4 protein-coding genes are annotated in these 1173 nt (G+C 64.5%); all 4 read right to left on the reverse strand.

Annotated features, from left to right (window positions below; translation table 11 throughout):
- Positions 1 to 39 precede the first annotated feature (39 nt).
- Positions 40 to 300, reverse strand: coding sequence for a hypothetical protein (locus OP496_RS17860; protein ID WP_280565280.1), 261 nt, complete (start codon positions 298 to 300; stop codon positions 40 to 42).
- Positions 233 to 607, reverse strand: a complete 375-nt coding sequence (locus tag OP496_RS17865; RefSeq protein ID WP_280565281.1) for a hypothetical protein — start codon at positions 605 to 607, stop codon at positions 233 to 235. Before OP496_RS17865 ends, OP496_RS17860 begins: the two co-directional genes overlap by 68 nt.
- Complete coding sequence (locus tag OP496_RS17870) at positions 604 to 897, reverse strand: hypothetical protein (RefSeq protein WP_280565283.1); 294 nt, start codon at positions 895 to 897, stop codon at positions 604 to 606. The genes OP496_RS17865 and OP496_RS17870 overlap by 4 nt, the downstream gene beginning before the upstream one ends.
- Positions 897 to 1173 (reverse strand): D-Ala-D-Ala carboxypeptidase family metallohydrolase (locus OP496_RS17875; protein WP_280565285.1); only part of this gene is annotated, 277 nt, incomplete at its 5' end. The genes OP496_RS17870 and OP496_RS17875, both read right to left, overlap by 1 nt.

Genomic DNA, 1173 nt, shown 5'->3' on the forward strand with positions numbered 1-1173 from the left:
GGCTCACCCCCGCCGGGAGTACCTAAAAAGTGCTGAGACCTAGCCGCTATCGTCGTCGGCGTGTTCATCTCGCCACGCGCGCAGCGCGGCCTTGTCGGCGCGATCGCACTCCACCGTGGCCCGCAACCCCTGTAGCGCATCGCCAATCGTGCCGTTACCCAACGTGACCTCGCAGGGTTGCAGGTAGCTCACCGGCGGCAGTACAGGCTCACGCACAATCACCGTCGCGGGCTCACTGGCGCAGGCGGTCAGCAATACCGCCAGGCAGCTGCACCCCCATACAGGTATTAATCTGCTCATCTGCGCCCCTCGCTTTCTTGATCTCGGCTGCCAGGCTGCGAGTGCGCGCCTCGGCATCACGGGCATGGGCTCGCTCAGCGACCAGCGCCGCATCACGTGCCGCAAGCTCTTGTTGGTGTCGTTCGTCTTGGGCCTCGAGCTGATTACCCAGGTCGTCGATGGTGGCCTGCTTGGTGGCCACCTCAGCCTCGAGCGCGCCTATCGATTGCGCCTGGTGCAGCCCGATACCGACCACGGCAGCAGCGCCAGCCACACCGGCCACGGTCAGCCATAGCCGCCTCGACTTAAGCAGCCCCAGGCCGATCATTTGGCAGCCGCCCGCGCCTTGGCCCCGACGATCTCGAGCATGCTGTCGGCGGCATACCCGACACCAAAGGCAGACACCAAGCTCGGTACCGAGGCATCTGCCAATAGCAGGTAGCCGGCCATGGCGCCGATGGTGGCCATCACCGACTTGTAGGGGCGTGCTTTGAGGTAGGCGATCAACGTCAATGCCTCGAGCTGCTGGCGCATCTCCATGAACTTCTTCAGCACATGCGTGGCCAGGCCCAGCAGCAGCATGCAGAACGGCGCGACATGCGGGATCAAGCTATTCATCAGCCGTCCCACCGTGCCGGCCCATCGGTTCGGGTATCGACGTGGGTGAACGTGTCGTAACGCCCCAGGCTCACGAACGGGAAGTTGGCGTAGATCCAGTCGTGCACTTCGTCCGGCGTTGCGCCCTTCACCTGAATATCCGCCGCGCGCGCCAGCTTGTGCTGGCTGTGCTCGGCACCGCCGATGCGGGCGTTGTACTCAGGGCAGCGACACCCACTTGTCACCGTGACGGGCGCATTGAAATGCTCACGCGCCGCCTCGAGGACCTGGAGCGTT

It is taken from the genome of Chromohalobacter sp. 48-RD10 (assembly GCF_029889785.1).
In the GTDB taxonomy this organism is placed as follows: Bacteria; Pseudomonadota; Gammaproteobacteria; order Pseudomonadales; family Halomonadaceae; genus Chromohalobacter.

Excerpts from the sequence above, each read along its gene's own strand:
- OP496_RS17865 (WP_280565281.1), bottom strand. The coding sequence starts at position 607 with ATGATCGGCCTGGGGCTGCTTAAGTCGAGGCGGCTATGGCTGACCGTG.
- OP496_RS17860 (WP_280565280.1), bottom strand. The coding sequence starts at position 300 with ATGAGCAGATTAATACCTGTATGGGGGTGCAGCTGCCTGGCGGTATTG.
- OP496_RS17870 (WP_280565283.1), bottom strand. The coding sequence starts at position 897 with ATGAATAGCTTGATCCCGCATGTCGCGCCGTTCTGCATGCTGCTGCTG.